Origin of the sequence: Pseudorhodoplanes sp., assembly GCF_035565855.1 — a bacterium.
In the GTDB taxonomy this organism is placed as follows: Bacteria; Pseudomonadota; Alphaproteobacteria; order Rhizobiales; family Xanthobacteraceae; genus Pseudorhodoplanes.
Map to the genome: position 1 here is coordinate 1 of NZ_DATMRX010000210.1, position 24,541 is coordinate 24,541.

The 24,541-nt window shown below is 62.5% G+C and carries 21 protein-coding genes; all 21 read right to left on the reverse strand.

The window, feature by feature from the left end; translation table 11 throughout:
• Positions 1–762: beta-ketoacyl-ACP synthase 3 (locus VN004_RS11735; RefSeq protein WP_325610165.1), on the reverse strand; the 762-nt coding region annotated here is incomplete at its 3' end.
• A gap of 88 nt (positions 763–850) precedes the next feature.
• Positions 851–2,011 carry a lipid-A-disaccharide synthase gene (lpxB, locus tag VN004_RS11740; RefSeq protein ID WP_325610167.1) on the reverse strand — a complete coding sequence of 387 codons (1,161 nt, stop codon included), beginning with the start codon at positions 2,009–2,011 and terminating at the stop codon, positions 851–853.
• Positions 2,008–2,889 carry an LpxI family protein gene (locus VN004_RS11745; protein WP_325610169.1) on the reverse strand — a complete coding sequence of 294 codons (882 nt, stop codon included), beginning with the start codon at positions 2,887–2,889 and terminating at the stop codon, positions 2,008–2,010. The genes lpxB and VN004_RS11745 overlap by 4 nt, the downstream gene beginning before the upstream one ends.
• A complete protein-coding gene (gene lpxA, locus VN004_RS11750) occupies positions 2,886–3,725 on the reverse strand; it encodes an acyl-ACP--UDP-N-acetylglucosamine O-acyltransferase (RefSeq protein ID WP_325610171.1) in 840 nt (279 codons plus the stop codon). Before lpxA ends, VN004_RS11745 begins: the two co-directional genes overlap by 4 nt.
• Positions 3,718–4,179 (reverse strand): 3-hydroxyacyl-ACP dehydratase FabZ, encoded by a 462-nt coding sequence (fabZ, locus tag VN004_RS11755; protein WP_414710281.1) that lies wholly within the window; start codon positions 4,177–4,179, stop codon positions 3,718–3,720. The genes lpxA and fabZ overlap by 8 nt, the downstream gene beginning before the upstream one ends.
• Complete coding sequence (gene lpxD / locus VN004_RS11760) at positions 4,179–5,249, reverse strand: UDP-3-O-(3-hydroxymyristoyl)glucosamine N-acyltransferase (RefSeq protein ID WP_325610173.1); 1,071 nt, start codon at positions 5,247–5,249, stop codon at positions 4,179–4,181. The genes fabZ and lpxD overlap by 1 nt, the downstream gene beginning before the upstream one ends.
• 55 nt (positions 5,250–5,304) lie before the next feature.
• Positions 5,305–7,710, reverse strand: coding sequence for an outer membrane protein assembly factor BamA (bamA, locus tag VN004_RS11765; protein WP_325610174.1), 2,406 nt, complete (start codon positions 7,708–7,710; stop codon positions 5,305–5,307).
• Between the two features lie 168 nt (positions 7,711–7,878).
• Complete coding sequence (rseP, locus tag VN004_RS11770; protein ID WP_325610175.1) at positions 7,879–9,024, reverse strand: RIP metalloprotease RseP; 1,146 nt, start codon at positions 9,022–9,024, stop codon at positions 7,879–7,881.
• Positions 9,025–9,053: 29 nt separating this feature from the next.
• Positions 9,054–10,286, reverse strand: a complete 1,233-nt coding sequence (gene dxr / locus VN004_RS11775) for a 1-deoxy-D-xylulose-5-phosphate reductoisomerase (protein ID WP_325610178.1) — start codon at positions 10,284–10,286, stop codon at positions 9,054–9,056.
• A 2-nt stretch (positions 10,287–10,288) separates the two neighbouring features.
• Positions 10,289–11,149 carry a phosphatidate cytidylyltransferase gene (locus VN004_RS11780; RefSeq protein WP_325610180.1) on the reverse strand — a complete coding sequence of 287 codons (861 nt, stop codon included), beginning with the start codon at positions 11,147–11,149 and terminating at the stop codon, positions 10,289–10,291.
• Positions 11,150–11,151: 2 nt separating this feature from the next.
• The gene (locus VN004_RS11785) at positions 11,152–11,898 is read right to left on the reverse strand and encodes an isoprenyl transferase (RefSeq protein WP_414710282.1); all 747 of its coding nucleotides are present in this window, start codon (positions 11,896–11,898) and stop codon (positions 11,152–11,154) included.
• A gap of 32 nt (positions 11,899–11,930) precedes the next feature.
• Complete coding sequence (gene frr, locus VN004_RS11790; RefSeq protein ID WP_325610184.1) at positions 11,931–12,494, reverse strand: ribosome recycling factor; 564 nt, start codon at positions 12,492–12,494, stop codon at positions 11,931–11,933.
• A 102-nt stretch (positions 12,495–12,596) separates the two neighbouring features.
• Complete coding sequence (pyrH, locus tag VN004_RS11795) at positions 12,597–13,313, reverse strand: UMP kinase (RefSeq protein WP_325610186.1); 717 nt, start codon at positions 13,311–13,313, stop codon at positions 12,597–12,599.
• 23 nt (positions 13,314–13,336) lie between these two features.
• Positions 13,337–14,260 (reverse strand): translation elongation factor Ts, encoded by a 924-nt coding sequence (gene tsf, locus VN004_RS11800; protein ID WP_325610188.1) that lies wholly within the window; start codon positions 14,258–14,260, stop codon positions 13,337–13,339.
• A gap of 57 nt (positions 14,261–14,317) precedes the next feature.
• Entirely contained in the window at positions 14,318–15,313 is a 996-nt protein-coding gene (locus tag VN004_RS11805) for a 30S ribosomal protein S2 (RefSeq protein ID WP_325610190.1), read from the reverse strand.
• A 211-nt stretch (positions 15,314–15,524) separates the two neighbouring features.
• Positions 15,525–18,947, reverse strand: coding sequence for a DNA polymerase III subunit alpha (gene dnaE / locus VN004_RS11810; RefSeq protein WP_325610191.1), 3,423 nt, complete (start codon positions 18,945–18,947; stop codon positions 15,525–15,527).
• Between the two features lie 626 nt (positions 18,948–19,573).
• Positions 19,574–20,161 carry a TIGR00645 family protein gene (locus tag VN004_RS11815; protein WP_325610193.1) on the reverse strand — a complete coding sequence of 196 codons (588 nt, stop codon included), beginning with the start codon at positions 20,159–20,161 and terminating at the stop codon, positions 19,574–19,576.
• A gap of 102 nt (positions 20,162–20,263) precedes the next feature.
• Complete coding sequence (locus VN004_RS11820) at positions 20,264–20,980, reverse strand: ABC transporter ATP-binding protein (protein WP_325610195.1); 717 nt, start codon at positions 20,978–20,980, stop codon at positions 20,264–20,266.
• 7 nt (positions 20,981–20,987) lie between these two features.
• Positions 20,988–22,256: a lipoprotein-releasing ABC transporter permease subunit gene (locus VN004_RS11825; protein ID WP_325610197.1), complete on the reverse strand. Its 1,269-nt coding sequence runs from the start codon at positions 22,254–22,256 to the stop codon at positions 20,988–20,990.
• Between the two features lie 125 nt (positions 22,257–22,381).
• Positions 22,382–23,701, reverse strand: coding sequence for a proline--tRNA ligase (gene proS / locus VN004_RS11830; RefSeq protein WP_325610200.1), 1,320 nt, complete (start codon positions 23,699–23,701; stop codon positions 22,382–22,384).
• Between the two features lie 449 nt (positions 23,702–24,150).
• Positions 24,151–24,387, reverse strand: a complete 237-nt coding sequence (locus tag VN004_RS11835; RefSeq protein ID WP_325610202.1) for a DUF2188 domain-containing protein — start codon at positions 24,385–24,387, stop codon at positions 24,151–24,153.
• Positions 24,388–24,541 lie beyond the last annotated feature (154 nt).

Consider the following 24,541-nt stretch of genomic DNA (forward strand, 5'->3'; position numbering starts at 1 on the left):
GATCATGTCGGCACGCAGATTGTTGCGCGTCATGATCTCGTTCGAGACCTCGGCCATCTTGGCGATCGCGAATTTGTAAACCGCCGCGCCCTCCTGATGGACGTAATGCAGGCGCTTCGCCACGGTCTCCGCGGTGGGCGGCATCCGGCTGCCGCCGGCTTTCTGGTGCAGGTGAATCATCCCCGACCCGTCCGAGCGGATCAGCGTGTCGAGAATGCCCTCGCCGTTCGTGCTCGGCTCGATCAGCACGGCGCCCGCGCCGTCGCCGAACAGAACGCAGGTGGCACGATCGGTGTAGTCAATGATGGTCGACATCTTGTCTGCCCCGACCACGATGACCTTGCGGCATTGGCCGTTTGCCACGAATTGCGAGGCAATGGTGATCGCGTAGATGAAGCCAGAGCAGGCCGCCTGAATGTCGAAGGATCCGATCGGCCCGAGCCCGACCATGTCGCTGATCAGGTTCGCGGTGGAGGGAAAGACGAAGTCGGGGGTCGTCGTCGCACAGATCAGAAGGTCAATGTCGCCGGGCTTGTTGCCGGTGCGCTCCAGGAGCCCCTTCACCGCTTCCGCGCCCATATGGGAGGTGCCCAAGCCCTCGCCCTTCAGGATCCGGCGTTCCCGAATACCCGTGCGCTCGGTGATCCAGGCGTCGGATGTATCGACCATCCGCGCCAGTTCGGCATTGCTCAGAACGTAATCCGGAAGATAACCGCAAACGCCTGTTATTGCTGGTGTTTTTAACTGATGGCCATTTCGCATGGGCGCTCGCCGGTTGAAGGGCGACGGTGAGAAGATGCTGCAAATTAGGCGGTTGCGGGGCCGGAAGCCAGCATTTCCGGATCGATCTTCACGCCCGACCCGCGGATTTATTGGCAACCTGTGCGACGATCTCGGCCGCCCGCTGCGCCGGCCGCGCCGTGCCGATCTCCATCACCTCATCCAGGCGGGCAAAGGCCTCGACCTGCTTGCGGCGCTGCGGGCTTTCTGACAGCAGCGGCGCCAGGGCTGCAGCCAGCTTGTCCGGGGTGCAGTCGGTCTGGATGAATTCGGGGACGACATTCTCGCCCAGCACCAGGTTGGTGAGGATCACCGAAGGCACGCGGATCAGGCGGCGCGCAATCGCGATTTCCCACGAGGCCATCTTGTAAGCCGTGATCATCGGCACGCCCGACACGCCGAGTTCGAGCGTTACGGTCCCTGATTTTGCGAGCGCCGCGCGCGCGGTCCGGAAAGCGGCCCTGCGGTCCTCGCGCTTGACCACGATTTTCGGGCGCAAGGGCCAGCGTGCGGTTTCACGTACGACGAGATCCTGCAGATGCGGTGTCGTCGGGATGACGACGTCGATCGGCCACACGGTCTTTGCGATCCGCTCGACAGCGCGGCCGAACGGCTCGATCAGGCGACGGATCTCGTTCTTGCGGCTGCCCGGCAGGACGAGGAGAAGCGGCGGGCCGTTCAGGCGCTGTTCCGCCTCCTGCGCATTCGGCCGCAGTTCATCGACCTGTTCCACCAGCGGATGACCGACATAGGTACATGGCGGCCCGCCCAGCCGGCGGTGCACATCCGGCTCGAACGGCAGCAACGCCAGGACATGGTCGATATAGCGGCTCATCGCGCGGGCGCGACCCGGCCGCCATGCCCAGACCGACGGCGAGACATAGTTCACGATCGGGATGCCGGGATTCTTCTTGCGGACCCGTCGCGCGACGCGGTGCGTGAAGTCGGGCGAATCGATGATCACCATCACGTCGGGACGCTCCTCGAGTGCGGCCCGTGCGGTCTGACGGATGCGGGCGAGGATTTTCGGCAGCGCCTGGGTGATGCCGGCGAGCCCGACGATGGCGAGATCGTCGATGCGAAACAGCGACGGCAAGCCCTGCGCGGCCATCTCGTAGCCACCGACGCCGCGGAATTGCACATCCTCGCCGAACTTGGCTTTCAGCGCCTGCATCAAAGCGGCGCCAAGGCGGTCACCGGATTCCTCGGTCGCGACGAGAAACACTTTCATTCGGATGCGCCCGCCGTCTCGGGAAAGCCGAATACGAAGACCCGGCCCTGATCGGCTTTCTGAACCACAATTTGCGGCTCGGCAACGATGGCGCCGCCCGCCGCGACGGCGAGACCCGCGAGCCCGGCTTCGACGATGCCGTCCACCGTGCGCGGCCCGATGGACGGAAGATCGAACCGGCGGTCCTGACCGGGCTTGGGCGCCTTGACGAGAACACCGGTCCCGAGCGGGGCGCGGAAGCGCTTGATGCGCCTGAGTTCGGCAACGCGCGCCAGCATCTGATCGGTGCCCTCCGCGGCCTCGACCGCTATGACATGCCGATTGGCGACCACGACGCCCTGCCCCACATCGAATGGACCAATGGCCCGAAGGACATCGAGTCCGTAGGCGATGTCGTCGAGATCGCCTGCTGTGGGCGAAACCTGGCCGAACGCGCCCTCCTGCACCAGGATCTCCGGCGCGACCTCATGCGCACCAAGCAGGCGAAAGCCGTGGCGCTCGAGCATGCTGGCCATGCCCGTAAGGAGATGATTGTCGCCGCCGTAGAAGTGCTGGATGGCTCTCGGCAATTCGCGCAACGCGGCCAGATCGAAATTGATCAATTGCCGCACGCTCGGCCGCACCAGCGTGCCAATGAAGATCACGTCGCGACAGCCTTCGCGCCGGGCCAGGCGCAGAAATCGGCCAAGCTGCGCGACGTGCGCCCAATGATGCGGGTATTGCTTGACGCGGTCCGGATCCGCCCAGCCGCGCAGTGCGAACAGCACCGCGCCGCGGCCACTTTTCAACAGCGCGTCTGCAACAGTGTACGGGAAGGTCCCCCCTCCACAGATGATCGCAACCGGACCCGCGTCCGCTGGCAGGTCCGGCGCGGTCATGACTCGCCGGCCGGATGTCTTTCTCCGTGGGAGGCCTTTCCTGCCTTCATCAGCGGCCGTGAGCCACCCGCCTTGATAAAGGCGATGACCTTGGCGACCACGGGATCGTCTGCAAATCCGCGCTCGACCGCTTCGACGCGCTCCTTGAAATGACCGCGCACGAGGAACAGCGCGCGATAGGCTTGCCGCAGGCCATGGATGTCGGCGCGGGAATAGCCGCGGCGGCGCATACCGACGACGTTGAGCCCGTCAAGTTCGCCGCGTTGCCCGATGGCGAATCCGAAGGGAATGACATCGGCGCCGAGCCCGGTCACACCGGCGATCATGGCGCTTTCGCCAATCCGCACGAATTGATGCGCGGCGGAATGACCGCCCATGAAGACGTAATCCTCGATCACGACGTGGCCGCCGAGCACGGCGTTGTTGGCGAGCGTAACGTTGTTGCCCACCTTGCAGTCGTGACCGACATGCGAGCCGACCATGAAGGTGCAACGGTTGCCGATCTCGGTGACACCGCGATCGTCCTCGGTGCCGGTATTCATGGTGACGCTTTCGCGGATCTCGCAATCCGTGCCGATCACAAGGCGCGTCGGGCCGCCGCGATATTTGACCGATTGCGGCGGCGTACCAAGCGACGCGAACGGATAGATGACCGTGCGATCGCCCACCGTAGTGTGGCCGGACAGCGCCACATGACTGATCAGGCGACAATTGTCGCCAAGCACGACGTTGGGGCCGATCACGCAATACGGTCCGATGACCGCACCTTTACCAATGACGGCTCCGGGCGCGACGCGCGCGGTCGGGTCAATCGTGGTGTCGGACGTTTCAAGCATTGACGATCATCGCTCCGACTTCGGCTTCGGCAACCAGTGCACCCTGCACCCGCGCTTCTCCCCGATACCACCACATCATCTTTTTCCGCGCGATCTTGGTCATATGATACTCGATCGTATCTCCCGGCGTGACCTGTTTGCGGAATTTCGCCTTGTCGACGGTCAGGAAGAACACGCTCTTGACCGTGTCTCCCGTGGCGCCCGAGCAGATGCAAAGAACGCCCGCTGTTTGCGCCATACCCTCGATCATCAGCACACCGGGAAATACCGGATTGTCCGGGAAGTGACCCATGAATTGCGGCTCGTTTGCGGTCACGTTCTTGATACCGATCGCAAACTCGTCCGCGCGCATGCCGGTCACGCGGTCCACCATCAGGAATGGATAGCGGTGCGGCAGCGCCTTGAGGATACGCGCGATGTCAGCGCTCTCCAGCGTACTCGGCATATCGTTCATCAGCGCCCGCTTTCGTGCTCGGTTTTGCTCTTGTCATTACTTCGGCGTACCAGGCGCTCGACGGCGGCAATTTCGCGCATCCAAAGCTTCGCCGGTTTGGCCGGGATGCCTCCGTAGCGGCCTCCGGGCGGAATATCCACATTGACCGCGCTGTACCCCGCGATCTGCGCTCCCATGCCTACGGTGACATGATTGTTGATCGTGGTGCAGCCGCCGATCGCTACGAAATCTTCCAGAGTTACGCTTCCGGCCAGCGCGACATGCGAAACGATCACGCAGTGCCGACCCACACTGACATTGTGGCCAATCTGGACCAGATTGTCGATTTTGGTGCCCTCGCCGATCACGGTGTCGCGGATGGCGCCGCGATCGATGGCAGTGCCGGCGCCAATCTCGACGTCATCCTGGATGATGACGCGGCCGACCTGCGGCACCTTGGCGTGCCCGCGGGGGCTCATGAGATATCCGAAACCGTCCTGACCGATTCGGCATCCGGGGTGCATGATCACCCGGTCGCCGATCAACGCATGGGCGACGGAGCAATGCGCGCCGATGCTGCCATCGCGCCCCACCCGTACATCGGCGCCGATCACCGCGCCTGCGCCAATAAGCGTCCCCGCCCCAATCTCCGCCCGCGGTCCGATCACGGCCCCTGGCTCAACCGTCACGCCATCCTCAAGACGCGCCTTGGGGTGGACCGAGGCTCCCGGCATCACCCCTTCGGCTTCGACCAACGATGAAGGTCGGAGCGCCTGCGGAAACAGTTTTCGGGTGACCGTGACGAACGAACGATAGGGCTGGGCCGAGACCAGAAGAAGCAATCCAGGCGGGGCATCGGCAGCCAGACGTTCGGTGATCAGACACGCCCCCGCCTTGGTGCTCTGCAGGCCCGCGGCGTAGCGAACGTTTTCCAGGAACGCGAGATCGCTCGGCCCGGCGCTGTCGATTGGAGCGACATTCCGGATCACGACGCCCGAACGCGACGGGTCGGACAATGTCGCGCCCGTCAGCGTGGCAATCTCCCCGGCGGAGAGGCTTTCCGCTGGCCTAAAGAAGATCGGTTCGGTCATCCGCCCGGCTCGTCAACGTTACTCTGGCGGATTCATTAGACCAAAAAGCTGCCGATCAGAACCTCGTCCCGCCGCCAAATCGGAATTCCTGGACGATGTCGTAGCTTTCCTTGGTCAGCGGGATTGCATAGTCGAAACGCAATGGCCCGAACGGGGAGTCCCAGGTCAACCCCGCGCCGACCGAGGTCCGGATCAGCTTGGAGTCTTCGAAGGTCATCGTCTCACCCGGCACGCTGGTCGGACCCTTGTAATTCCAGACCGAGCCGGCATCAGCATAGATCGAGGCCCGGATGCCGATGTCCTTCGGAATGAAATGCAGCGGGATGAAGAGCTCCAGGCTCGCCGCCCAGAAATTGGTGCCGCCGATCGCGTCCTGCGTGGTCCAGGGCGTGAGGTCACGCGGACCAAAGCCATTCTGACGGAAGCCGCGCACCAGATTGGGGCCGCCCTGGAACTGATCGTTAAAGCGCAGGTTTTGCCCGTCCCACGAGCTGACATTGCCGGCCTGCACGCGCAGCATTGCGACATAGTCGGGAACGACCTCGTGATAGAAGCGAGCGTCGCCCGATGACCGCAGGAAGCTCACGTCACCCCCGAGGCCCGCAAATTCCTGCTTCAACTCGGCACGAACGCCCGCCGTCGGGGTCCGGTTGTTGTCGAGCGTATTATAGATCAGGCTGTAGCCGACCATGGAGCTGAGCTGAGGCCCCTGATTGAAGCTCAGGCGCACCGGCAGCGAAGGCACAACGGACACGTCACCGCAGCCGTTCGGCTTGTTGTCCGGATCCCACGGCACCGTCGAGAAGCATGACGAATAGCCTTCCTGCAGCTTGATCTCCTGCTGGGCGATCGAATAGCGCAGCTGCAAGGCAAGGTCTTCGCGCAGTTCGAATCCGAGCCGGACCGCGCCGCCAATCGTCTTGGTGTCGTAGGAGGTATATTGCTGGTTGTCGGTTTCCTTGCCGAAAAAGTCGAGACCCAGCGCCATCCGATAATCGAGGAAATAGGGCTCGACGAATGACAGCTCAAAGCCGCGAGCGCGCTGTCCATACTGAACCGCGGCGCGAACGGCCTGACCGCGGCCAAGCAGGTTGCGCTCGCCGATCGAGACTTCGCCAAGCCAGCCGTCCTGGGTCGAATAGCCACCCGAAATCGAGAACTCGCCGGTCGACTGCTCTTCGACCTCGACATTCACCACCACGCGGTCAGGCGAGGTACCCGGCTCGCTGGTGATCTTCACCGACTTGAAATAGTTCAGGTTCTTGAGGCGCCGCTCGGCGCGATCGATCAGCGCGCGATTATAAGCATCGCCTTCGGCAAGGTCGAACTCGCGGCGGATCACCCAGTCACGCGTCCGCGTATTGCCGCGAATCTGGATGCGCTCGATATAGGCGCGCGGGCCCTCATCCACGGTGAATACCACGTTGATCAGGCGGCGCTCGAAATCGCGATCACCACGCGGTCTGACGACGGCGAATGGATAGCCGCGACGGGCCACATCGATCGAGATCGCCTCGACCGACTTCTCCACCGCCTCGGCGTTGTAAACTTGGCCGGCCCTTGCCTTCAGCTTGTCTGCCATCGAGGCGGCATCGACGGCGCGGACGTTCGATTGAATATCGACCGAGCCGAACTTGTACTGATCGCCTTCGTCGATCGTGAAGGTCACGATGAACGCGCTCTGCGAAGGATCGTATTCGCTCACAGCCGAGACGATGCGGACATCGGCAAAGCCGTGCTTGAGATAGAAGCGGCGGAGCAGATCGCGGTCGGCCTCGATCCGGTCGGGATCGTAGACGTCGCTCGACTTCAGGAAGCTGAGCAGATTGGTCTCGGTCGTCTTGATGACGTCCTTAAGCCGGACATCCGAATAGTTCCGGTTGCCGACAAACCGGATGGATTTCACGCCGGTCTTCTTGCCTTCGGTGATCTCGAAGACGAGGTCAACGCGGTTATTTGGCAATTCGATGATCTTCGGGACGACGCGCACATCGAAGCGGCCGTTGCGACGATATTGTTCAATGATGCGCTGCGTGTCGGATTGCACGATCGGCCGCGAGAGCGTCCCGCGCACCTTGGACTGGATCTCCGCCAGGAGCTGTTCGTCCTTGGCCTTGATGTTACCCTCGAAAGCGATCCGGTTGATAACCGGGTTCTCGACCACGGTCACGATGAGGCGGCCGCCCGCCTGACGGATCCTGATGTCCTGGAACAGGCCGGTGGCGTAGAGCCCCTTGAGGCCCTCGTCGATCGTCGCGGCATTCAAGCCGCCAGCCGACCGGAAATAGGAGCGAATGGTGTCCGCCTCGACCCGGCGGTTGCCTTCGACAACAATGTTGCTCGCGGATTGGGCGTATGCCGATCCTGCCGTCACCGCGGTCACGGCGACGCCAAAAACACTCCCCCCGAGGAGAAAGGCCGCTAGCCCCCAACCCCGTATAACTCGGGCACCCCTTCCCATTCCCACTCGCTCTTGTCCTACCCCTTTGGCCGTCAGAATCGTAAACAAGTGTCTAACACCACTTGGTTTTACAGCCTCGGCCCAAAGTCGCAAACGAAACCGTTCCAATCTACGACTCCGACCCCGCACGTTGCCCCCTCGCCACACACTTTCCCACGGGGAGCGGTGTCATGAGGCCGTAAGGTGAATGATGTCGTTAAAGGTTGCAAAAATCATCAACATCAGCACCAGAGCCAAACCAATTCGAAAGCCCATTTCCTGGGCACGCTCGGACAGCGGCTTTCCGCGGACGGCTTCGATCCCGTAGAACAAAAGGTGTCCGCCATCGAGCAAAGGCACCGGGAACAGGTTCAGCAGGCCGATCGATACCGAGAGAATGGCCGACAGGTTCATCAGGGCAACGAAGCCGACTGTGGCGACCTGCCCCGAAACCTGGGCAATCCGGATCGGTCCGCCGAGCTGATCGGCCGCCTCGCGACCGACAATCACGCCGCCAAGGTATGACAGCGTCCGTTCGATGACGAACCAGGTTTCGGACACGCCCTGTCCCAAGGCCGGCAGCACCGACATCTTCTCATGTTGCGCGTCGGACGGGGCCATCGACCGGCTGATGCCGAGCACGCCGATCCGATGCATGTTGCCGAAATTATCCTTGATTTCCCGGAGGGTTGGCGTCGCTTTCAACTCCACGCGTGTGCCGCCCCGCTCTACCGTTACCGAAAGTTGTTGGCCGGCATTCGTCGAGACCACCCGTTGCATCTCGGCAAACGTCTGGATCGGGCGGCCGTCGATGGCGACAACGATGTCGCCCGGCTGGAAGCCGGCCGCCGCCGCGGCGCTGTCCGGCTGGATCCCGTCGACCCGGGCGGACGTCGAGGGCTTGCCGTAAAATACGAAAATGGCCGCAAAAATCAGGATCGCCAGAATGAAATTGGCGATCGGACCGGCCGCAACGATCGCTGCGCGACGGGCGACACTCTTGTGATGGAAGCTCTGCCGCCGTTCGCTCGCCGTCATCATCGACATGCTGGAATGGTCGGGGGTGCTGGCGGCATCCTCGTCGCCGAAGAACTTCACGTATCCCCCAAGCGGGATGGCGGAAATCTTCCAGCGGGTGCCGTGCCGGTCATTGAATCCGACGATCTCTGGCCCGAAACCGACCGAAAACACCAGCACGCGGACGCCGCACAAGCGGGCCACCAGGAAGTGGCCGAGCTCGTGGAAAAATACCACGATGGTTAACACAAACAGAAAAGGCAGCAGCGAGCCGGGAAACCCGCCGCCCCACAAGCTGAAATTCTCGAACAAACCCATGTCGGACCCAATTCCCCGATCGAGGCGGTCTAGTTCAGAGCCGCCGCAGCATCAGACCTCAATTCGCTCGCAATGGCGCGCGCTTCGCGATCGATCGTAAGCGCCTCGTCAACGCTAGCCGGCTCGCGAACAATCCCCCTTCGCACAGCCTCGTTGAGTGTAGCCTCCACGAGCGACGGAATGGCGGCAAATCCGAGGCGACCCGACAGAAATTCCGCGACCGCGATCTCGTTGGCGGCATTCAATACCGTCGGAGCCGCCCCTCCTACGGTCAGAGCCTCGCGGGCAAGGCGCAGCGCCGGGAAGCGGACAAGGTCGGGCGCCTCGAAGGTCAGGCTGGCCATCTCCTCCAGGCGAAGCCGGCGCGCTGGCTCCGTCATCCGCTCGGGCCAGGCGAGGCAATGCGAAATCGGAATCCGCATGTCCGGCGCGCCGAGCTGCGCGATGAAGGACCCGTCGCAGAATTCGACGATGCCGTGCACGATCGATTGCGGGTGGACGAAGACATCAATGTCCTTCGCCGGCATCTGGAAGAGGTGATGCGCCTCAATCAGTTCGAGGCCCTTGTTCATCAAACTCGCCGAATCGATCGTGACCTTGGCGCCCATCGACCAGTTCGGGTGGCGCAGCGCCTGTTCGGGTGTCGCATTTCGCACCGCCTCCGCCGACCAGGTCCGGAACGGGCCTCCCGAAGCCGTCAGGATCAGGCGGCGGATATCACCGCGTCCGCCCGCCCCCATCGCCTGGAACAGCGCATTGTGTTCGGAATCGACCGGAAGGATCGTGGCATCGCGTTCCGCCGCACGGCGCATGAACAATCCGCCTGCACAGACGAGACATTCCTTGTTGGCGATCGCGACAGAGGTGCCGCGCTCGATCGCGGCCATGGTCGGTGCAAGGCCCGCAGCCCCACTGATCGCGGCAACCACGATATCCGCCGGCCGCGCCGCGGCCTCGATCACGGCTGCTTCGCCGGCGGCGGCGACGATTTCGGAGCCGGACAGCGCAGCCTTCAATGCATCATAGGCTTTCGGATCGGCGATGGCCGCAAAGCGTGCGCCGAGCGCGATCGCAGCTTTCGCCAGCGCCTCCGCATTGCGCTGCGCGGTGACCGCCTCGACCTTGTAGCGATCGGGCTGACGCACCAGGAGGTCCAGCGTGCTGGTGCCGATCGAACCGGTCGCACCGAGGATGCTGATAGTGCGAGGCGCGGCCGAAGACGACGCAGCGGGTGTTTGAAACTTGTATGCGGATGGAACCATGCTCACCAGACCAGAAGACCTGCAGCGGGCCCATCGAAGCCGCCACGCGCGACACCAATCACCGCTGCCACCGTGACTGCGAAAATGAAACCATCGAGTCGATCCATGACGCCACCATGGCCGGGGATCAGGCCGCTCGCATCCTTTGCATCAAAACGCCGTTTCAGCCCGGACTCAAACAGGTCGCCACACTGCGAAGCGACTGAGAGGACGACAGCAACGATCCCGATCATCAGCGGGTTGGAGAGCGTGAACAGCTTTGCTACGGCAACGGCTGCGCCAACGCCGACGAGCGTACCGCCAATCGCGCCGGACCACGTTTTCTTGGGACTGATCGAGGGTGCGAGCTTCGGGCCGCCGAAAGCACGACCGCTGAAATAGCCGCCGATATCCGTTCCCCAGACCACAGCAAAAAGAAACAGAATGGCGATGAACCCATATTTGTCATCAGCGCGCAGCACTGCTGCGGCCATCAGCAGCGCCGACGCATAAAGAAGGCCGCCCGCAACGGCTGGCGCATGCTTGCCGGCGGTCACAATGCCCGCAAGCACACCGAGCGCCACGATCATGATGGCGATCGACAGATTGCCGGTCTCGAACACGATAGCCTGCAAAAGCAGTGCGCAAATGCCCGTCGCCAGCAGGACATTGCGGCCGGTTGGCTCGACAAGGCCAATCCATTCCCACCACACCGCAACCGCGGCAATGGTCCAGAATATCGTGAAAGGCCAGCTTCCGAGCCAGGCGGCACCGATTGCGAGCGGCGCAAGAACGGCGGCGGATGCAATGCGCAGCATAAGGTTGCGCGTCGACGGCGTGGACGTCGTCTCGGTCAGTGGAAGCGATGGCTTGCCACCATCCATCGCTACGATCCGGCCGCCGCCAACCCGCCGAACCGACGCTCGCGGCGAGCATATTCCGAAATGGCCTGTTCAAGCGCGCCGCGATCGAAATCGGGCCAGAAGGTCGGCACGAAGACGAGCTCGCTATAGGCCGATTGCCACAGCAGAAAATTCGAAAGGCGTTGCTCGCCACTGGTTCGGATGATCAGATCGGGATCGGGAAGATCGGGCGCGTCCATATATTGCGAGACGTGCTCCGCCGTGATCTCGCTCGATGACAACCGGCCAGCGGCCACCGCGTCGGCAAGCCGCTGCGCCGCCCGGGCGATCTCCTGCCGTGCGCCATAGTTGAAGGCGACGACGAGCGTCATGCCGTCATTGCGCAAAGTGAGCTGTTCGGCCTCCTCCAGCAAACGTCTCACGTCGGAAGACAGCGTGTCGCGCTCTCCGATGATCCGGACCCGAACGTTGTTGGTGTTGAGTTCGGCAAGATCGTTGCGGATGAACAGCCGCAAAAGGCCGAGCAGGTCGCGGATTTCCGTTTGAGGACGAGTCCAGTTTTCGGAGCTGAAAGCGAAAATCGTCAGGATGTCGATCCCGAGATCGCCCGCCGCGCGCACAGTCTTGCGCAGGGCCTCCACGCCGCGACGATGTCCCTCGCCTCTTGGCAACCCGCGCGCCGCAGCCCACCGACCGTTGCCATCCATGATGATGGCGACGTGACGGGGGACATCAAAGCCCGACGTCCCATCAAGGGAAACCTTTGGCATGGACATGGTTTAAGCCTGCAAAGTCGCGACGATCAGACCGTCAGGATTTCTTTTTCCTTGGTAGCAAGCAGCTGGTCGATATCCTGGATCGATTGATCCGTTGCCTTCTGAATCTCGTTGGAAAAGCGCTCCTGGTCGTCCTTGGAAATCTGGTGATCCTTCTCCAACTTTTTGATCACGTCGATCCCGTCGCGCCGGACGTGACGAACCGCAACGCGTGCGGCCTCGGCATATTTGTGCGCGACCTTGACCAGTTCCTTGCGACGCTCCTCATTCAGTTCGGGAATGCGAAGCCGGATGACCTGGCCTTCGGTCTGCGGATTGAGACCCAGATTGGCGGCGGTGATCGCCTTCTCGACCGCATGAACCATCGTGCGATCCCAGACCTGCACGCTCAACAGACGCGGCTCGGGAACGCTCACGGTCGCAAGCTGCGACAGCGGCATATGGGTGCCATAGGCGTCGACCTGAACCGGTTCGAGCAAATTCGCATTGGCGCGGCCAGTGCGCAGCCCCGACAATTCCTGCTTCAGGACCGCGATGGCGCCCTGCATGCGGCGCTTCAGATCGTTGATGTCGTGACTTGTCGTTGCCATCGCCTCTCTCTCGGACCGTTCGTCTCGGCCTCACATTTTGACCCGCTGGGCCCGACTTCCACCCGTCGCGGCCACATTGGAGCCTGCGAATCTTGACCGCACCTAATCGGCCACGATGGTCGAGCGGCCCTCTCCCCGCAAGACGGCCTCAATCGCACCCGGCTCGCGGATCGAAAAAACGATGATAGGCATACCATTTTCGCGGGCAAGCGCGAACGCGGTGGAATCCATCACCTTCAGGTTGCGGTCCAGAGCCTCGCGCGGGCTCAACCGCTCGTACCGTTTTGCGGAACTGTTCTGCTTCGGATCGGCATCATAGACGCCGTCCACGTTGGTGGCCTTCAGGACCGCCCCACAATCGAGTTCCGATGCGCGGAGGACCGCCGTCGTGTCCGTTGTGAAGAACGGATTGCCGGTCCCGCCGGCCAGCAGCACCACCCGGCCAGCGCCGATCTGGTCCAGCGCGCGGCGGCGCGAATAGGTATCACACACCGTCGGCATGGGAATTGCCGAAAGCGTCGCTGCGGGCGAACCGTTGCGCGCAATCGCCGCTTCCAGCACGAGGCTGTTCATGACGGTCGCGAGCATGCCCATGGTGTCCCCGGTCGGACGCGAGACTCCGCGGTTGGAGACTTCGACGCCGCGAAAGATGTTGCCGCCTCCAACGACTACGGCGATTTCGACGCCGAGCCGGTGTGAGGCAACGATGTCCGCGGCGATGGTCTCGACCACGCGCTGGTCAACGCCGAAGCCGGCGGCCCCGGCGAGGGCTTCTCCGGAAATCTTGACGACCACACGTCCATAGACCGGTTTGGCCATGATGCGATCGTCCTGCCGTGACCTCAGCTCTTGCCTGCGGCCGCCGCGACCTCTGCCGCGAAGTCGCTTTCCTGCTTCTCGATGCCTTCGCCGATCTTGTAGCGGACAAAGCCCGTGACCTTGATCGGACCGCCGACCTTGCCCTCGGCCTCCTTCAGCGCCTGCGCGACCGACTTTTTGTCGTCGTGCACATAAGGCTGATCGAGCAGGCAGACTTCCTTGTAAAAGCTCTTCAGGCCGGACTCGACGATCTTTTCGATGACGTTCGCGGGCTTGCCGGACGCCTTGGCCTTGTCGGCCAGAACGCCCTTCTCCCGTTCGATCAGGTCGGCTCCAAGGCCGGACGGATCGACGGCAAGCGGCGCCGCCGCTGCGATATGCATCGCCACCAATCGCCCGAGAGCGGCGAGCTCCTGCGGATCGCCGGTCGATTCCAAGGCCACCAGCACACCGATCTTACCGAGACCGTCGGAGATCGAATTGTGCATATAGGTGCCGATCACGCCGTTATTCACCGACAGCGACGCGGCACGGCGTAGCGACATGTTTTCGCCGATGGTCGCGATCGCGGAGGCGATCGCCTCCTGCACGGTCTTGTCGCCGACCTTCGCCGCACGAACCGCGTCGGCGTCGCCGCCATTCGAGAGCGCAACATCCGCGATCAGCTTGACGAGGCCCTGGAAGTGATCGTTGCGCGCGACGAAATCGGTCTCGGCATTGACTTCGACCACCGCGCCTTTTTTTGGCGCCGTGCTGATGCCGATCAGTCCTTCCGCCGCGACACGGTCGGCCTTTTTCGCGGCCTTCGACAGGCCCTTCTTGCGCAGCCAATCGATTGCAGCCTCGACGTCACCCTTGGTTTCGGTCAGCGCCGCCTTGCAATCCATCATGCCCGCGCCGGTTTGTTCGCGCAGGTCTTTCACGAGCGCAGCGGTGATTTCTGCCATGTCCTTGATCCAACTTAGCTCGGGTTGCGGCGCGGACTTCAGTCCGCGCCATTCGCATCACTCGGATTCGGCCGTGAATTCCTTGGCCTTCGCCACCCATTGATCGGCGCGACCCGGCAGACCGACGGCCTCGCCGAGACGATGCGCCTGGTCGTGCGACAGCGGCGCGAGCTGCCAATAATGGAAGATGCCGAGATCGTTGAGCTGCTTCTCGATCGAGCCGGACACGCCGGGCAGCTTCTTCAGATCGTCGGCAACGCCGCGCGGTCCGGGCAGCGCCTCATAACCGGTGCTGCTGGTCTCCGGCAGCTCTTCCATGACCGGCTCGGCTGCAGCACCGAGATCGATGCCGCGCTCGCCCTGCGAGCGGCCAATGCCGTCAATCGCCGCGCGCGCGACGAGATCGCAATACAGGCTGATCGCGCGGCTCGCATCGTCGTTCCCCGGCACGGCATAGTTGATGCCATTGGGGTCGCAATTGGTGTCGACGATCGCCGCCACCGGAATGTTCAGACGCTGCGCTTCCTTGATCGCGATGTCTTCCTTGTTGGTGTCGATCACGAACAGCATGTCGGGCAGACCGCCCATATCCTTGATGCCGCCGAGCGAGCGGTCGAGCTTGTCGCGCTCGCGCTGCAGGTCGAGGCGCTCTTTCTTGGTGTAGCCCTGCGCCTCGTTCGAGGCGAGCATCTCCTCGAGCTTGCGCAACCGCTGGATCGATCCCGAGATGGTCTTCCAGTTGGTCAGGGTGCCGCCGAGCCAACGCGAATTGACGTAATATTGCGCGCAGCGCTTGGCCGCGTCGGCGATGGCGTCCTGCGCCTGGCGCTTAGTGCCGACAAACAGGATGCGGCCGCCCTTGGCGACGGTGTCGGACACCGCCTGCAGGGCCTGGTGCAGCATCGGGACGGTCTGCGCCAGATCGATGATGTGGATGTTGTTGCGAACGCCGAAGATGTAATTCCCCATCTTCGGATTCCAGCGGTGGGCCTGATGGCCGAAGTGAACGCCAGCTTCCAAAAGCTGACGCATGCTGTAATCGGGCAGCGCCATGACTATTCTCCGGTTTGTTCCGCCGCGGACATCGTGGACGCCCGGCCATTGGCCGGACCGCCACCGGAAGGCCGGCCTTGCCCGTTACCGGGCGGCAAACCCTGATCCGCGTGTGAGATGGGCGGCGATATAGCCACCCGGTGGGCGAAAGGCAAGGAAAAGCGCCCGGCGGCGCCCAGACAGGCCCCTCTTCGGAGGGCCGGCACCCGGCCTAGCCGGCCTCGACCATCACCACCCCGGGTACGGCCTTGATGGCACCGGCGATCTGCGGGGAGACCTTGTACCGGCCCGGCAACTTGACCTCGACCTCGCCTCCGTCCCGCAGCATCAGCACGAAATGCACCTCGCCGTCGCCCTTCGGCTCCAGCCTGTTGGTGATGTGGTCGAGCGGCGCCGGGTCACGCAGGAAGATCTGCAGGCTCTTCTGCACCTTTTCGGCGGCCTGATCGAGCCGTTCCACGGTCTGGATCCGGGCCCGGACGTCCTCCCCTTGCGCTTCCGCAGAGAGAAACAGCAGCACGGCATTTCCGGGCTCGAGAAGCTCGCGATATTGCTGGAGCCCCTCCTGGAACAGCACCGCCTCGTATTGCCCGCTCGGATCGGACAGTCCGATGATGCCCATCTTGTTCCCGGTCTTGGTGCGGCGTTCGACCCGCGAGACCACGGTCGCCGCGGTCCGTCCGGCGGATGCCCCGGCCCGCACGGATTTGCAGAACTCCATCCAGTTCATGACCTGCATGCGCTTCAGCGCCTTGGCGTAATCGTCGAGCGGGTGACCGGTGAGGAAGAACCCGATCGCATCATATTCGCGCTGCAGGCGATCCGATGGAGGCCACGGATCGGCATTCGGCAAACGCAGCGGCTCGCGATGCGCCGGCCCGCCGAACAACTCATTCTGGCCGCTCTCGGCGGCATCATGGGCGCGTTGCGCCGCCGAAAGCATGGTCTCGACCGCGGCGTGAACACGAGCACGATTCGGTTCGAGCTGGTCGAAGGCTCCGGCCGCAGCGAGACTCTCCAGGACACGCTTGTTGACCGCCTTCGGATTGATGCGTGAGGCGAAGTCGGTGAGATCGCGGAAGGGTCTCTGCCCGCGCGCGGCAACGATTGCATCGACCGCCTGCCCGCCGACGCCCTTCAACGCGGCGAGCGAATAGAAGATCGTGTTGCCTTCGACTTCGAAAGCGCGACCGGACTGGTTGATCGAGGGCGGTTCGAGCTTGATGCCAAGCCGCTCGGCCTCGTTGCGGAATTCCGCAAGCTTGTCGGTATTGCCCATGTCGAGCGTCATTGAAGCCGCGAGGAACTCGACCGGGTAATTCGCCTTCATCCAGGCCGTCTGATAGGCGACGAGCGCATAGGCAGCCGCGTGGCTCTTATTGAAGCCGTATTCGGCAAAGCGTTCGAGCAAATCGAAGATCGCGTCCGCCTGCGACTTCTGCACGCCGCGCTCCACGGCGCCCTTCACGAAATCCTGGCGCTGCGCCTGCATCTCGCTGCGGATCTTCTTGCCCATAGCGCGGCGCAACAGATCGGCCTGTCCGAGCGAATAGCCGGCAAGCAGCTGCGCCGCCTGCATCACCTGCTCCTGATAGACGATGACGCCGAAGGTTTCCTTGAGCACCTCTTCGAGCTTCGGATGGATGTAATCCGGCTCCTCCTCGCCATGTTTGCGCGCGCAATAGGTCGGGATATTCGCCATCGGGCCGGGGCGATAGAGCGCCACCAGCGCAATGATGTCCTCGAACCGGTCGGGCTTCATGTCGAGCAGCGCGCGCCGCATGCCCGCACTTTCCAGCTGGAAGATGCCAACCGCTTCTGCGCGTCCGAGCAGCTCGTAGGTTTTCTTGTCGTCGAGCGGGATCGCGGACAGATCGACTTCGATGCCGCGCCGCTTCAACAGGTCCACCGCGGTCTTGAGCACCGTGAGTGTCTTCAAGCCCAGGAAGTCGAACTTCACGAGGCCCGCCGGCTCCACCCATTTCATGTTGAACTGGGTTACCGGCATGTCCGATTTCGGATCGCGATAGAGCGGCACAAGCTCCGCCAGCGGGCGATCGCCGATCACGATGCCCGCGGCATGGGTCGATGCATGCCGCGTCAGCCCTTCCAGCTTCTGTGCGATGTCGAAGGCGCGCCGCACCGTCGGATTGGAATCGCGCTCGGCCTGCAGCTTCGGCTCGTCGTCAATGGCACGGGCCAGCGTCACCGGGTTTGCCGGATTTTGCGGCACAAGCTTGCACAGCCTGTCGACCATGCCATACGGCATCTCCAGCACGCGACCGACGTCGCGCAGCACACCGCGTGCCTGCAGTGTTCCGAAGGTGATGATTTGCGCGACCTGATCGCGCCCGTAGCGCTCCTGCACGTAACGGATCACTTCGTCGCGGCGGTCCTGGCAGAAGTCGATGTCGAAGTCCGGCATCGACACGCGCTCGGGATTGAGAAAGCGTTCGAACAGAAGCCCAAAGCGGATCGGATCGAGATCGGTAATGGTCAGCGCGTAGGCTACAAGCGAGCCCGCCCCCGAGCCACGGCCCGGCCCGACCGGAATGTCATGCGACTTCGCCCATTGAATGAAGTCCGCGACGATCAGGAAATATCCCGGATATTTCATCCGCTCGATGACATCGAGTTCGAAGGCAAGCCGCGCGTCATAGTCTTCACGGCTCGCATTCGGCGCAAGGCCATGAAGCGCAATGCGCCGCTCCAGGCCCGCGGCAGCGCGCTTGCGCAATTCAGCGGCCTCGTCGGTCCCATCAGATGTGAAGCGCGGCAGGATCGGCTTGGACGTTCGCGGACGCCATGCGCAGCGCTGCGCGATCTCGACAGTGTTCGCAATTGCTTCCGGCAGATCCGAGAACAACTCGGCCATCTCCCGCCGGCTTTTGAAATAATGCTGCGGCGTGAGCTGGCGCCGGTCGGTCTCAGCGATCAGACGGCCTTCGGCGATGCAAATCAGCGCATCATGGGACTCATAGTCGGACGGCGTTGCAAAGAAGGGCTCATTGGTAGCGACCAGCGGCAGCGATTGTGTGTAGGCGATGTCGATGAGGTGTGGCTCGACCGCACGCTGCTCGGGCAATCCGTGGCGCTGCAATTCGACATAGAGGCGGTTGTCAAAGAGTTCGCGCAGCCGGCTCGCGCGGGCCTGGGCCAGATCGAGCTGGCCGGCCGCTATGGCCTGATCGAGCACGCCCCCCGGACCTCCGGTGAGCGCAATCAGGCCATCGGCCCCCTCCTCCAGCCAGGCGACCGGCAGATGTGGCGGTTCGTTGGACGGCGATTCGAGAAAAGCGCGCGACGACAGCCGCATCAGCCGGCGATATCCAGTCTCGGTCGCGGCGAGCAGCACGAGCCGCGGCAACTTACGGTTCTGGGCGGGATTGCGCGGGTCCCGCGGCTGGTCCCCGCAATCGACGGAAAAGCAGCACCCGACGATTGGCTGAATTCCGCTCCCGGCGAGCTTCTCGGAAAATTCCAGCGCACCGAACATATTGTCGGTGTCGGTCAACGCGAGTGCGGGCTGCCGGTCGGCCTTGGCGAGATCGGCCAGCTTGCCGATTTTCAGCGCGCCTTCGAGCAAGGAATAGGACGAGTGCACATGCAGGTGCACGAAGGGTGCATCCGACACCGGAAGCCTCACGAATCTGTCTGGTCGGCTTCAATCGTGGGGAGCCCGTCCCCTCAAGTCCACCCTCAATCCGGCGCGGCGGCCCTGCACGCCCGTTTTCCCCAAGACCGCTCTCTCAGGTTGGCTCCCGAAGACTGGTTCTCCTAGTCGGGTTCTCCTAGTCGGGTTCTCCTAGTCCGGGCAACAACGCTACCGGCGGACGCGGCCCAGCTAAGCCAGACGAGGAAGCAGCCGGGCGCCCGCTCAAACGCGACGCGACCTAATGAGGGGCGCCCGGCCGAAACCGCGTCCTTTTCTCCCGCGGACGCAACAAACGCACGACGCTACGCACAGATCACGCAGTCAGAGACCACCCAGCACTTGCGCCCATATGGCGATCATTCCGAGAAAGAGCGACAGCGAGGCCAGTGCGGCGGCCTCCTCGACTACAGCGCGAAACATCCCCGCCTCCTAGCTGAACCCCGCTTCGACCCGCTCGTAAAGAACGGACAGAGAACATAGTTCTTCTTTTGTTCTCAGTCAAGCGGGGATAGTTCGGCTCGCGCAGACGCCCTCCTGCCAAGCCCGGCTTCGCATGTTGAAGCCGAGCCAACGGGAAAGCATCGATAGCGAGGGGTCGTCCTGGACTAGTGGTCGCGGCGGGCGTGGTTGGCCGGCACCTGGCTCATCCGATCGACCGTGGCGATGCCGATTGCGGAAACGATGAAGGCGAGATGGATGATGACCTGCCACATGATCCCGGCTTCAGTATAACTCGCCTTCGGACTGCCGAGGTTGCCAGCCTCGATGAAAGTTCGCAGCAGGTGGATCGACGAAATGCCGATGATCGCCATGGCGAGCTTGATCTTCAGGACGCTGGCATTGACGTGGCTGAGCCATTCCGGCTGATCGGGATGCCCCTGAAGACGCAGCCGGGAGACGAAGGTCTCGTAGCCGCCGACAATCACCATCACCAGCAGGTTGGAGATCATCACCACGTCAATCAGACCCAGCACCATCAGCATGATCTGCTGTTCGGTGAAATCCATCGCATGCAGCGTGAGGTGCCAGAGCTCCTTGAGGAACAGCAGCACATAGACGCCCTGGGCGACGATCAGCCCGAGATAAAGCGGCAGCTGCAGCCAGCGCGATCCGAAGATGAGGGAAGGCAAGGGACGCAACTCGCGGCCGACAATGTCTTCCGCTTTGGCAGAGGCAGGAGATGGTTCAGTCATGGCCTGATGTTATGGAAGGGTCCGATCCCGGAACGCGGGCAAGATGGGCACGAAACGGTGTGGGTCAATAGCGGCGGATTTTGATTATTCGGGACCGTAGGCTCATTCGAGCTCGATAACGACGCCTTCGCGGATTGTCACGCGTCGGTCCATGCGGCGGGCAAGATCGAGATTGTGGGTGGCGATGATCGCGGCAAGACCCGATGCGGCGACCAGTTGCCTGAGCGTATCGAATACGTGGTCCGCTGTATGCGGATCGAGATTTCCGGTGGGCTCGTCGGCCAACAGGATGCGGGGCGCATTGGCGACCGCGCGGGCGATGGCAACGCGCTGCTGCTCACCGCCTGACAACTCGGCCGGCCGATGCTCCAGCCGCGCGTTCAGGCCGAGATAGGTCAGAAGTTCGCTGGCTCGCTTGCGGGCTTCGCTCCGCGACAGGCCGCGGATCATCTGCGGCAGCATCACATTTTCGACCGCCGAAAACTCCGGCAGCAGGTGATGGGCTTGATAGACGAAGCCCATCTCGACCCGGCGGATCTGCGTGCGTTCCGCATCGGACAGATTCGAAGTCGGTCGGCCATCCACGAACACCTCCCCCGCATCGGGATGCTCGAGGAGACCTGCAACGTGCAGCAAGGTGGACTTTCCAGCGCCTGATGGCGCGATCAGCGCGATGGACTGGCCGAGCCAGCATCCGAGTTCCGCGCCCCGCAAGATCGTCAGTTCGGCTTCGCCCTGCTGATAGCGCCGATGGACGGCGTTCAGATACAGCACCGGCCCCTTCGCTGGACCCGATGACGTTGTCTGATCATCCGCCATCACACGCTCATTCATAGCGGAGCGCCTCGACAGGATCGAGCCGCGCCGCCCGCCATGACGGATAAAGCGTAGCCGCAAGCGACATGGCCAGCGCGATGACGATCACGGCCGTGGTTTCGCCCGCATCGATCTCGGCCGGCAGGCGCGAGAGAAAATACAATTCGGGCGCAAATATCTCGCGCGAGGTGAGCCATGAGACGAACTGGCGCAGCGACTCGATATTCGCGCAGACCACGACACCGACCAAAAAGCCCAGGGTCGTCCCGACAACGCCGATCGAGGCGCCGGTAATCAGAAAGACACGCATGATCGCGCCCTGGGTCGCTCCCATCGTGCGCAGGATCGCGATGTCCCGCCCCTTGTCCTTCACCAGCATGAACAGCCCCGACACGATGTTGAGCACCGCAACGAGGACGATCAGCGACAGGATCAGCGCCATCACATTGCGCTCCACCTGCAACGCGTTGAAGAAGGTCGCGTTACGCTGCGTCCAGTCCGTTATGAAAATTGGGCGCTCGGCAGCCTTCGTCAGCAGGGTTCGGAATTCGCGGTAATTGTCCGGCTTGTCGATGTAGACTTCGACCGCGGTCACATCGCCGGAGCGATTGAAATAAGCCTGCGATTCCGCAAGCGGCATGAATACGAAATTGGAATCGTATTCCGACATGCCGATCTCGTAGACCGCGGCTATTCGATACGTCTTGATCCGCGGCGTGGTGCCCATCGGCGTAACCGCGCCGCGCGGCGCGACGAGCGTAGCGTTATCGCCGGCACGAACCGACAGGGCGTCGGCGAGACGCTTGCCGATAATGATCCCCTGCCCTTCATCGAACCCGTCGAGCGTGCCTTGCTTCAGGTTCGTCGTGATCGAAGCTTGCTTGTCGAGATCGGCCGCGCGCATCCCGCGCACACCGACGCCGGTGGAATGGAAGGGCGACGAGATCAGCGCCTGGCCATCAACCATGGGCGCGGCGAGCCGAACACCAGGTACCCCGCTCAGACGCTGCGCCAGTTCCTTCCAGTCGGTGAGCGGCGATTCCAGCGGCTGCACCAGGAGATGCCCGTTCATGCCGAGAATCTTTTCAAGGAGCTCTTTGCGAAATCCGTTCATCACCGCCATGACGATAATGAGCGTTGCAACACCAAGCATGATCCCAAGGAAGGAGATGCTGGCGATGACCGAGATGAATCCTTCCTTTCGCCGCGCTCGTAGATAGCGCAGCGACAGCATCCATTCGAAAGGCGCAAAGGGGCGCGTTGCGCTGGGTTCGCTCATTCAGACTCCTGAATCTGCGGATTTCATCAGATTCTGGCCAATTCAAGCCACCGCCAAATACCGAAGTGGCCGCAGCCCACATAAATTCGTGGGGACATTACCCCCGACAGCCAGCGCGGGCGTCGCTAAACCAGCCGGTTCAGCACTTCGCTCGGGCTCAACATCTCCCGGCTCCCGTCCGACCGACGTTTCACCTCAAATTGGCCGGCAGCAAGGCCCTTCGGGCCGATTACGACCTGCCAGGGAATCCCGATCAGGTCCGCAGTGGCGAATTTGGAACCCGGCCGCTCATCGAGATCGTGGTACAGGGTGTCGACGCCCCGGGCCTGCAAGTCCGCATAAAGCTTTTCGCATGCCGCGTCGGTCGCCGCATCCCCTTGCTTCAGGTTCAGGATCGCCACCCGGAACGGTGCAACGCTTTCCGGCCAGATGATGCCCGCGTCGTCGTGGGACGCCTCGATGATGGCTGCAACAAGGCGCGACGGACCGATCCCGTAAGAACCCATATGGACCGCATGCTCGGCTCCGTCGGGTCCCGTTACCACGGCCTTCATCGGGTCGGAATATTTGGTGCCGAAATAGAAGATGTGACCGACTTCGATTCCCCGCGCGGAGACGCGGCTTCCTTCCGGCAGAGCTTCGAACGCCGCGTTGTCGTGCTTCTCTGACGTGGCCGCGTAAAGCGAGGTCCAGCGGTCCACCGTCGACTGCAGCCCGGCAACGTCGTCGAAATCGATATCCGCGCCCGGCACCTCGAAGTCGAGATAGTCGCGATGGCAGAAGACTTCGCTCTCCCCGGTCGAGGCCAGGATGATGAATTCATGGCTGAGATTCCCGCCGATGGGCCCTGTTTCCGCAACCATCGGGATCGCCTTCAGCCCCATCCGCGCGAAGGTGCGAAGATAGGCGACGAACATCTTGTTATAGGAATGCCGCGCACCGGCCTGGTCAATGTCGAAGGAATAGGCGTCCTTCATCAGGAATTCGCGGCCGCGCATCAGGCCAAAGCGCGGCCGGACCTCGTCACGGAACTTCCATTGGATGTGGTAGAGATTGAGCGGAAGGTCGCGATACGATCGCACATAGGCGCGGAAGATATCGGTGATCATCTCCTCGTTGGTCGGACCATAAAGCATTTCGCGCTCATGACGGTCCTTGATCCGCAGCATTTCCTTGCCGTAGGCGTCGTAGCGCCCACTCTCGCGCCACAGCTCCGCCGACTGGATCGTGGGCATGAGGAGTTCGATCGCGCCGGAGCGATTCTGCTCCTCGCGAACGATGGCGCAGATCTTGTCGAGCACCCGCAGCCCGAGCGGCAGGAAGGCGTAGATGCCGGCGGCCTCCTGACGCATCATGCCGGCACGCAGCATGAGGCGGTGCGACACGATTTCCGCCTCTTTGGGCGTTTCCCGCAAAATCGGAAGAAAATACCGCGATAATCGCATCTGTTGCTTTCGGAGAATCGACCCCAATGGTCGCCGGCGGAGTGAAACCGGATCGCGCCGGAAAACTCAAGGCACGTTCGTTTAGGCCCCATAAACAGGCATTCATGGGCCTTGCCGAGACATAGAAAGCTGATATAGCTTTCGCCTTCGCGTTGGGCAGCGTCGCCCAACCGGTCCAAGTCTTGGGAGGATCGCGAGCGCGAATTGCGCCGCTGACGCTTCGCCAATAAACTTAAATCACGCGCGGGAAGCGTTATATTTTTATTTAGAGCAGGGCCGTTGCCCTGCTCTTTTTCGTCGGGCAGCACAAAAGTCCAGAAGCGCAAAAAAGGCGCCGGACGACCTCGTATTGGGGAGGGGGTATAGGCCGTCCGGCGCTTGCACAGCCGTTTCCGGCTGACGCGATGGCTCAACAGCTCGACCGGACGAATGTTCCCTTCCCTTCGCCCTCAAAGACGCGGCGGATAGCTGTCGCGTCCGAACGTCCATTCCGGGTGGAAGTGACCATTTTCCCCGAGCAGGCAGACTTCCGCATTCTCGCCGCGTTCCTCGCCAAGTCGCTGCGCCGCATCCACAGCAAACATCAGCGCTTCCTGCTTGGTCTGATAGGGCCCGAAATCGGCGTCGGCGAACCGTATGCTCCAGCCGTCCCCGGTCTGACGGATCAAATAGCGCGAATGTGGCATGCCGTGTCCCCGCAAAATCTCGGCAGCGATAACGGCGGTGGGGCCGAATGCGTTCCGGCGGCACTTGGGGAAAATTCGAATTCAGGTCAGCGGGCGTGGTCTGGGCAACCCCGGAATATCGTCCAATCCGATCAGGTGATATTTGTAAATCACT

Coding starts and splice junctions, on each gene's coding strand:
- lpxD (WP_325610173.1), bottom strand. CDS start 5,249: ATGACCGAACCGATCTTCTTTAGGCCAGCGGAAAGCCTCTCCGCCGGG.
- pyrH (WP_325610186.1), bottom strand. CDS start 13,313: ATGGCCAAACCGGTCTATGGACGTGTGGTCGTCAAGATTTCCGGAGAA.
- lpxB (WP_325610167.1), bottom strand. CDS start 2,011: ATGAAAGTGTTTCTCGTCGCGACCGAGGAATCCGGTGACCGCCTTGGC.
- fabZ (WP_414710281.1), bottom strand. CDS start 4,179: ATGAACGATATGCCGAGTACGCTGGAGAGCGCTGACATCGCGCGTATC.
- tsf (WP_325610188.1), bottom strand. CDS start 14,260: ATGGCAGAAATCACCGCTGCGCTCGTGAAAGACCTGCGCGAACAAACC.
- bamA (WP_325610174.1), bottom strand. CDS start 7,710: ATGGGAAGGGGTGCCCGAGTTATACGGGGTTGGGGGCTAGCGGCCTTT.
- rseP (WP_325610175.1), bottom strand. CDS start 9,024: ATGGGTTTGTTCGAGAATTTCAGCTTGTGGGGCGGCGGGTTTCCCGGC.
- dxr (WP_325610178.1), bottom strand. CDS start 10,286: ATGGTTCCATCCGCATACAAGTTTCAAACACCCGCTGCGTCGTCTTCG.
- VN004_RS11835 (WP_325610202.1), bottom strand. CDS start 24,387: ATGCCACATTCGCGCTATTTGATCCGTCAGACCGGGGACGGCTGGAGC.
- VN004_RS11745 (WP_325610169.1), bottom strand. CDS start 2,889: ATGACCGCGCCGGACCTGCCAGCGGACGCGGGTCCGGTTGCGATCATC.
- VN004_RS11815 (WP_325610193.1), bottom strand. CDS start 20,161: ATGACTGAACCATCTCCTGCCTCTGCCAAAGCGGAAGACATTGTCGGC.
- VN004_RS11805 (WP_325610190.1), bottom strand. CDS start 15,313: ATGGCGCTGCCCGATTACAGCATGCGTCAGCTTTTGGAAGCTGGCGTT.
- lpxA (WP_325610171.1), bottom strand. CDS start 3,725: ATGCTTGAAACGTCCGACACCACGATTGACCCGACCGCGCGCGTCGCG.
- proS (WP_325610200.1), bottom strand. CDS start 23,701: ATGCGATTATCGCGGTATTTTCTTCCGATTTTGCGGGAAACGCCCAAA.
- VN004_RS11825 (WP_325610197.1), bottom strand. CDS start 22,256: ATGAGCGAACCCAGCGCAACGCGCCCCTTTGCGCCTTTCGAATGGATG.
- frr (WP_325610184.1), bottom strand. CDS start 12,494: ATGGCAACGACAAGTCACGACATCAACGATCTGAAGCGCCGCATGCAG.
- VN004_RS11820 (WP_325610195.1), bottom strand. CDS start 20,980: ATGGCGGATGATCAGACAACGTCATCGGGTCCAGCGAAGGGGCCGGTG.
- VN004_RS11785 (WP_414710282.1), bottom strand. CDS start 11,898: ATGCCAAAGGTTTCCCTTGATGGGACGTCGGGCTTTGATGTCCCCCGT.
- VN004_RS11780 (WP_325610180.1), bottom strand. CDS start 11,149: ATGGATGGTGGCAAGCCATCGCTTCCACTGACCGAGACGACGTCCACG.